This window comes from Pseudogemmobacter sp. TB195 (assembly GCF_058313095.1).
In genome coordinates this window covers 1-7,774 of sequence record NZ_JBZEGG010000059.1, presented here as the reverse complement: position 1 = coordinate 7,774, position 7,774 = coordinate 1, and the positions used below count along the sequence as shown (strand labels likewise).

The window sequence follows — 7,774 nt, the reverse complement described above, 5'->3', positions numbered from 1 at the left end:
GCAGCCCCACACGCAAAGAACTCACCTTAGCACGGGCCGCAACGACGAAGATGACCCCCATGTTTTGTCCACTCCCGCCGGTCCGGCCAGTCGTGGCTGAGGTCATGACCTTCCGTAACCTCATCGGCATAGACCTGGTCGCCTCCGTGCAGCATCAGCGCAAACGGCGCGCGTCGGTGCTCCTCGCGCAGGCGCGCCCACATGGCGTTGCGCTCAGAGCCCTCACGCTCCATATCGCCGACCTCCTCGCCATTGCAGGAAACGTATGCGACGCGCTGATCGCCTGTCAGATCCCCGGCAACCTCATAGCTCTCGTCGTTCCAACGGTAGGCGGACAACCTATCAGCCGGCAGCGAGAACTGCACGCGCCAGACGGAAGCGTGATCGAAACTTGCGAGGGACACGGCACGAAATTTGCCGGCCGTCAGCTCGATCGGCGGCGGTTCATCGTTTCGTGCGGTGATGAAAAGTGCCGAAAGACATAGTTGTCCACTATCGACAGTATCGAGGAACAGGACAGGGCCGATGGGAGAGGTGATCTGCAAGGTCATACGTGCCAACTATGTCGACCGACGTCACCGCGCAATTCGAAAATAAGGGAAAAATCCGCGGGATCCTTGGCTTAAGGTTTGCCGTCACAAACCGCTATGCGCCGTTGGGTGTGGCTTTGATACCGCCTCAGGCCGCATTTCCGAGCACGATGCTTGCGCTCCGAAAGTCCCGCTTGATATTTCAGTTTGAATGCACATTTCAATGGAAACCGCAGGCACCTTAGTGCGAACGCTCCTGACAGCAATCTCCACGCTTAGGGTGCACGGAAACCAGAAACCTGACCGCGCCAGTATCAACAGAATGTGAGCATGACATGACCCGGAAACCTGAACGCGACATTGAAAAAGACTACCCGCTTGCGGAGTTCGTCGAGAAGCTGCGCCGCCTTGCCGATTCACTGGAGGCAGGTAAGCGCTTCCAGATCCAGATCGCCGGAGAGCGCGTATCGATCCCGGTTCGCGCTACGTTCAATATCGAACATGAAAGAGGCGAAGACGACGAAGAGATCGAATTCCAGATCAAGTGGCCGCTTGAAAAAGATGGATCATCGATCGGTTGAAACGACCTTTCGGCAGACGTTTCTCCCGGTTTTCGGTCGTACGGAAGAGATCCCGGCAAATCTTGTAAATTTCGCAATTGTGCTGCCCCAACAACGCTGGATAGTTCGATCTTCGGAACACTCGTTCCCATCTCCGCCGCATAGCTCAGTATGTCAGCGTGATCTTGCTCCCGTTTCGCCGGACACTCAGGCGGTTGCGGTTTGAGCTGCGATGAACTCGCGTGGTGAGCGCATCTTCAGCCCCGAGTGTGGGTGGTTTTCATTGTAGTCCTCGAACCACCCGGCAATCAATCCGAGGACGGTAGCGGCGTCGGGCAGCGGTGTGACGTTTACGTAGTCCCGCTTGAGCGTGTTCACGAATGCCTCGGATATCCCATTGCTCTGCGGACTCTTCACGGGCGGGAAGCAGGGTTTCAGGCCGAGCTGGCGGGCGAAGATGCAGGTGTTCTTGGCGATGTAGGGCGAACCGTTATCGCTGAGCATCTCGATCTGGTGCGGTGCGCGATGCCCCGCAAACCGCGCCTCTACCGCTGCCAGCATAATGTCGCGCACGTCCGATCCGCTGATACCTGCGTTCACGACGGCGCACCAAGCAATGATCTCGCGATCGTGGGCGTCGATGATGAATGCGCCGCGAACGATGTCACCGTTCCAACAGGTGAACTCGAAGCCGTCACTGCACCAGCGCAGGTTTGAGCGCATCGTCACGACCTTGCCGTTGTGGGTGCGATCGGGCCGTTCGGCGTAGCGCCGTGCCAGCAGCAGGTTCTGCCCCTGCATGATGCGGTATACGCGCTTGTGGTTGACAGACGCTGCGCCCGTGGCGCGCAACTGCCGGTTCAGAATGGCTGTAATCCGGCGGTATCCGTAGGTTGGCCTTGCCGCCACGAGCGCGGTGATCAGCGGCAACACCGCCGCGTCTTGCGCTTTGTGATAGCGCCGCCGCGGCTTTGCACTTCCTATCAGACGGGCGTGCAGGTTGGAACGGGAGACGCCCAGGGTCGTGGCCACGACGCTCATCGGGAACCGTCCTTGGGCTGCGACTGCACATGCCATGTCAGTTTTTTTGAGCGTGACTTGTCGAGCGCCTCCTTGAGGATTTCGACTTCGAGGGTCTTTCGCCCCAGTTGGCGCTCCAGCTCGCGGATGCGATGCTCCATCTGGCGGACCGCGCGATTGCTTGTGACGTCATCGTCTCCAGACACGGCCACGGCTCCCCCTTCCAGCATCAGACGTCGCCAACGATACAGCAGGTTCGGTGCCACGCCATTGCGACGCGCAACGACCGAGATGCTGGCACTCTCGTCCAGCGTCTCCTCCACAATCCGCAGCTTCTCGGAGGACGACCAGCGGCGCCGACGGCCGCCATCGGTGATGATTTCATAGTCAGACATAAGCACGTGCTTAGGGCTATCCCTAAGCCTCCATGGTTATGCCCAAGTGTCCGGTCGAAAGGGGGGCCAGTTCACAGCGTCGCGGATAATCCTGCCGACATGATGATTGCTTCGCCATATCAAACTGTGCTTTTTGGGCTGGCCTGGCCAAGGCGAGATCATTTCTTTTGAAACGAGTGGAGCGTCTCATCAACACGTGGCTGACGCGTTTGTCGGTTCGGATTTTGAGATAGGGCCTAATGGGAGTATTTATCATTGGCCTCTCAGGCCGACATTCCGCTGGAGAACAAGAACACCATATAGGCTGCATAGGCGACCAGCATGAGAATGCCCCAAAGCCGCCCGACCTTCGTCGTTGCGAACAGCAACGTCAACAGTAGCAAGGCAGCCCCCAGCATTACGGGCGTGTCGATGGTGCGAAACCGTGCACTCACTTCGATTGGCTGAATCACGACGGTTACGCCAAGAATGGCGAGAATGTTGAAGATATTTGACCCGATGACGTTGCCCAGTACGACGTCAGATTGGCGCCTGATCGCGGCGACAATGGCGGTGGCAAGCTCGGGCAGCGAGGTGCCAATGGCGACCAGCGAAAGCCCAATCACGGCATCCGGCACTCCGAAAGTCCGCGCGATGTTCACGGCTCCATCGACCAGCAGGTCCGCTCCGAACACAAGCGCCGCGATTCCGCCAAGCGCGAGGACAGGCGCCAGCCAGGGGCGCCGCAAGGGAACGTCCTCGAACGCCTCTGCCTCATGTTGAAACGTCTTGGCGGCGCGGTTCCTCCGCTCCAGCCAATAGGTGGAGAAAAGATAGCCCGCCAGCACCATCAGCATCGCAATCCCTTCGATGCGGGTGATCATTTCCCCTTGTACCAGGACGAACGCCGCGAGCGAAACGAGGGCTGCCACGAGCGCCTCGCGCACTGCCGTCCGCTCCCAGCCCATAATGGGTGCAATGAGCGCAGCGACCCCTACTATGAGCAGGATATTCGCGATGTTCGAGCCGACAACGTTTCCGAGGGCGATTTCGGGGGCACCGTCCAGAGCCGCGTTCACTGACACCAGCAACTCGGGCGTGGACGTGCCGAAGCCGACAATGACAAGCCCGATCAGGAGCTTCGATATGCCGAGCCGCTCGGCGATGGCAACCGAGCCGCGCACAAGGCCTTCGCCGCCGACGAAAAGTAGTACGAGGCCAGCGGCCACGAAGAGAAGATCATGAAGCATTCGTGGTCCTGTCGGTTAAAATTCGGCTTCGGCATGGGCAGTAATCTGATTGTCATGTCGGGATTTAAGGTGTCGATCAAAGAAAAGGAACTGCAAGCCATGTCCCTATTCGTAATTTTTTGCGTGTCTTCTGCATTGAAATGCGCCCGGCGATTGTAAACAGGTGCTGGCGATCTGATATCGTAGTGACCCACCCGGAAGGAACCAGATGCAGCGCAACGACGGTGAAATACGGCGACCCTCGCTGTCGCTCCCGATCCTGCGCACGGCACGCCGCCAGCATCGTGCTGGCACGCTCACTCTCGGCAGTCTTCTGTCGGCTCTCGGCGAGGCGTCCTTTGGATGGGCGATCGTGATGTTCTCGCTGCTGACGCTGCTGCCGCTGCCACCTGGGTCTTCCCTGATCACGGCGCTGCCTCTTCTGGTGACCACAGCCCAGATGATGTTGGGTTACCCCCATGTGAAACTTCCAGGGCGCTTGGCCCGTCTGCGGATTGACCCTTTGAAGCTGAGGCGGACAGTCCTGCGCATCCGGCCGGTGACACGAAGGCTCGAACGCATCCTCGTGCCTCGCTACAAGACGCTGTTTTCCCGGCGCAATGAACGACCTCTTGGCCTGTTTATGTTCGTGATCGCATTCGCTCTTTTCTTGCCAGTTCCCTTGAGCGGTTGGTTCCCGGCCATCTCGCTCTTCATTATTGGCGTCGGCATTGTGGAGCAGGACGGCCTTGTCAGCAGTATGGGTCTGGTCCTTGGTGCGGCATCGGTCTTGTTGACCGCAACAATCCTCACCTCCCTCGCTGCGGGCGCGGACGCCCTTATCCATTGAAGATGGGCTCGAGCCCCCTAGGTGTTTAGTCCCGGCATCTGGTGGATCGGGCTTAGGATGAATCTGTCAGGCTCTGCTGTCCAGATCTTGCAGATGTATTCGTATGGGGTGAGGCCGCTGAGGGTCTTTAGCCTTCGAGCGAAGTTGTAGGCTGCCATGAAGTCCGTCAGATGTGCTCGCAGCTGGTCATGGCTGTCGTAATGGAAGCGTTTGACGGTGGCGTCCTTGATCGTGCGGTTCATCCGTTCGACCTGGCCGTTGGTCCATGGATGGTTGGGCTTGGTCAGCCGGTGCTCGATGCCATTGGCCTCGCAAATCATGTCGAAACGCATCGGCCGAGAGTAGATGGTATTCCGGTTCCGGGGCTGCTCTGCGAACTGGATTCCGTTGTCGGTGAGAATGGTATGGACCTGGTAGGGCACGGCTTCGAGCATGTGCTGAAGGAATTCCCAGGCTGTTTTTCTGTCGGCCTTGTCGACGAGTTGGGTCACGGCGAACTTGCTCGTCCGGTCGATGCCAACGAACAAATATAGCTTGCCTTCACCGGTTTGCACCTCGGCGATGTCGATGTGGAAGAACCCTATGGGGTAGCGTTTGAACTTCGACCGCTTCGGCTTGTCGCCCTCCATATCAGGCAGGCGCGAGATGCCGTGCCGCTGCAGACAGCGGTGCAGCGCAGATCGCGTCAGGTGGGGGATCGAGGGCTGCAGAGCGTAAAGGCAATCGTCCAATGGCAGCAGCGTATGGCGCCGGAATGCCACGACCATCGCCTCCTCAGCCTCCGTCAGCACGGTGGATCGAGGCTCGGAAGGCCCGGTCTTCATATCCTCGACCGTCGCGCGCTTGCGCCACTTCGCAACGGTCTTGGGATTGATCCCCAGCTCCCGGCTCAGCTGCGCGAGCGAAGCTTGCGATCGCTGTATTGCTGCTCTGACAGCGTGCGTTGTCGTGGCGCTGCCATGACGAATTTGTCCCATAGGGCATCCTTCCATTCCATAGAAAGGATCGCACCATCAAACCGTGGGATCAAACACAGTCGCCAAACCGGGTAAAGCGAGAAGCATTGCAGAGGCTATTGCGCGGCAAAAACGTACGCCTGCGCCCATGTTACTCTCTGCTTCCGGCCTTCGTAACCCGGACTTCAAAAGTCAAAAAGGTCGCCTAGAAACGACTCCCGCTTCTTCTTGTGGGGCTGTGATCGATGCGTGTCTCGGTATTCGGAGCTGTGTGCTTGTGCGGGTTCCGCCGCAGCCGGGCCAGCGCGTTCAATGATCTTGTCGAGTTCACCTCGGTCAAGCCAAACCCCCCGGCATTTCGGGCAGTAATCAATCTCGACGCCGCTACGCTCGGCAATCACGAGCGTCTCTCCATCCACGGGACACTGCATGCGGTTCACCTCTCTTGCCAATTTCAAATCATATCAGCGTTCGAACTAAGCACTCTGTGGCCGTTTCCAACCCCTCAGCCGCAAAAACGCGCGGCTGGCTGTGCATCCGCCCGTCACAACCGTGGGTCAGCAAGGGTCACCGACACAGCGGACGTGCTTCCGTCCCGAAGCACGCGGATCGTGACCCTGTCACCGGGAGCGTAGGCGTCGAGCGCATCACGGAGATCAGCCGAGGTCGCGACAGCCCGATCCTCTATCCCGACGATGATGTCCCGAGGGACCAGCCGTCCGGACGCGTCTTGGCGCGCAGGGCGCAAACCAGCCGCAACGGCCGGGGACCCGGGTTCGACCCCAAGGACAAGAACCCCTTCCAGACCCTGTATTGCGGCGAGGCGATTGATCTGGTCGGAATGCCGAATACCCAGAATGGGCGGTCGATAGATGCCTGTTTCGATCAGCTGGGGTACGACCCGGTTCACCGTGTCAACGGGCACCGCGAAGCCGATACCGGCACTGGACCCGGACGGGCTGAAGATGGCCGTATTCACGCCGATCAGTCTTCCCGCGCTGTCGATCAGCGGACCGCCGGAATTGCCGGGATTGATCGCAGCATCGGTCTGGATCAGGCCCTCGATGGTCGCGCCGCCCTGTGTCGGGATCTCGCGATCAAGCGCCGAGACGATGCCAGTGGTCAGTGTCCAGTCGAGACCGAAGGGGTTGCCTATGGCGAAGACGGATTGCCCGACGCGCAGCGTGTCGCTCTCGCCGATCGACAGGGGCGGCGGCGTGTCGAGGCCCGCATCAACGTGAAGAACGGCCAAGTCGTGTTCTGGGGCCGTTCCCACAAGATCTGCCTCCAACAGACGGCCGTCTGCGAGCCGGACACGGGCTCCAGCTGCCCCCCTTATCACATGATTATTGGTAACGATGTGGCCTCGATCGTCCCAGATGAACCCCGAGCCCGTGCCCCGCGGTACCTCCATAGCACGGCGTGACCATGGATCGAGCACACGACTTTCGGTCGTGATCGACACGACCGAGCCACGTGCCGCCTCGAACAGGGCGATGGTCGTTTCCTCCTGGGGCGCAAGTTCGCCACGCGGAATGATCTGGCGCGGCTCAGTTTCGCGCCATGGTGCTTCGAACAGTAGGAAGGCACCGATGCCAGCCGCAACCAGCCCCAATAGAAAACCGCGCAATTGGCCTGCATCTCTAATCATTCGGATTTTTCTCTGTATATTTCATGATAGGTCAGATGATTTCGAATCGACAAAGTTTATTTGGTTTGGGTTTCGGCCAATCTCAACTCCTGACCCCAAACAAATAATGACAGCAATGCCGGTTTCCTCGCACTTCATACTCGAAGTCTGTCGGCGTAAGCCCTATCTCCCGAACATGTCACGGCTGTGCACCCTCGGGCGAGGCGTTTCCCAGGTTGACGTCAAGCCATTCAGTTATCCACGCCACGACAATACTCAGCTTGCTCCCTGACATCTGTCCCGTGAGTCGCTTTCCAAAATCTTCAAATGGTGACACATTACCAGCTAGGGACGCGTGGCAGAGAACCCGCGCTCGCAACAGGCGGATCGGAGCGGCATCCATGACCCTTGCACATATCCTGTGTGTTTTATCTATCTTTTCGGCATGTATTGCCTTGATGGCGCTTGACACGCCGACGACCGTGGCCAGATCTGACGACTTACGTGTGGGACGGGTGACCAACCTACCACTGCCCCGCTACGTCAGTCGGGAGTGGACAAAACATGGGGGTCATCTTCGTCGTTGCGGCCCGTGCTAAGGTGAGTTCTTTGCGTGTGGGGCTGC

The 7,774-nt window shown here is 59.0% G+C and carries 8 protein-coding genes; 2 read left to right on the top strand and 6 right to left on the bottom strand.

The window, feature by feature from the left end; translation table 11 throughout:
• Window positions 1–26: 26 nt before the first annotated feature.
• Complete coding sequence (locus tag AC4FS3_RS28270) at window positions 27–551, bottom strand: hypothetical protein (protein ID WP_491023306.1); 525 nt, start codon at window positions 549–551, stop codon at window positions 27–29.
• 314 nt (window positions 552–865) lie between these two features.
• Here AC4FS3_RS28270 and AC4FS3_RS28265 point away from each other — a divergent pair, with 314 nt between their 5' ends.
• Complete coding sequence (locus AC4FS3_RS28265; protein ID WP_491023305.1) at window positions 866–1,111, top strand: amphi-Trp domain-containing protein; 246 nt, start codon at window positions 866–868, stop codon at window positions 1,109–1,111.
• Between the two features lie 186 nt (window positions 1,112–1,297).
• Here the strand turns inward: AC4FS3_RS28265 and AC4FS3_RS28260 are convergent.
• Both AC4FS3_RS28260 and AC4FS3_RS28255 read right to left on the bottom strand, forming a co-directional pair.
• A protein-coding gene (locus AC4FS3_RS28260) for an IS3 family transposase (RefSeq protein ID WP_491023304.1) occupies window positions 1,298–2,505 on the bottom strand; the annotation gives its coding sequence in 2 pieces (ribosomal slippage) (window positions 1,298–2,181 and window positions 2,181–2,505; 1,209 coding nt in all).
• Window positions 2,506–2,768: 263 nt separating this feature from the next.
• Entirely contained in the window at window positions 2,769–3,734 is a 966-nt protein-coding gene (locus AC4FS3_RS28255) for a calcium/sodium antiporter (protein ID WP_491023303.1), read from the bottom strand.
• A gap of 208 nt (window positions 3,735–3,942) precedes the next feature.
• Between AC4FS3_RS28255 and AC4FS3_RS28250 the strand changes: the two genes are divergently transcribed.
• Window positions 3,943–4,563 carry an exopolysaccharide biosynthesis protein gene (locus AC4FS3_RS28250; protein WP_491023302.1) on the top strand — a complete coding sequence of 207 codons (621 nt, stop codon included), beginning with the start codon at window positions 3,943–3,945 and terminating at the stop codon, window positions 4,561–4,563.
• 17 nt (window positions 4,564–4,580) lie between these two features.
• Here AC4FS3_RS28250 and AC4FS3_RS28245 read toward each other — a convergent pair whose 3' ends face one another.
• The 3 genes from AC4FS3_RS28245 to AC4FS3_RS28235 form a co-directional block, all read right to left on the bottom strand.
• Window positions 4,581–5,540 carry an IS481 family transposase gene (locus tag AC4FS3_RS28245; protein ID WP_491023301.1) on the bottom strand — a complete coding sequence of 320 codons (960 nt, stop codon included), beginning with the start codon at window positions 5,538–5,540 and terminating at the stop codon, window positions 4,581–4,583.
• 164 nt (window positions 5,541–5,704) lie between these two features.
• Window positions 5,705–5,950 (bottom strand): TFIIB-type zinc ribbon-containing protein, encoded by a 246-nt coding sequence (locus AC4FS3_RS28240; RefSeq protein ID WP_491023300.1) that lies wholly within the window; start codon window positions 5,948–5,950, stop codon window positions 5,705–5,707.
• A gap of 113 nt (window positions 5,951–6,063) precedes the next feature.
• Entirely contained in the window at window positions 6,064–7,170 is a 1,107-nt protein-coding gene (locus AC4FS3_RS28235; protein ID WP_491023299.1) for a S1C family serine protease, read from the bottom strand.
• Window positions 7,171–7,774 lie beyond the last annotated feature (604 nt).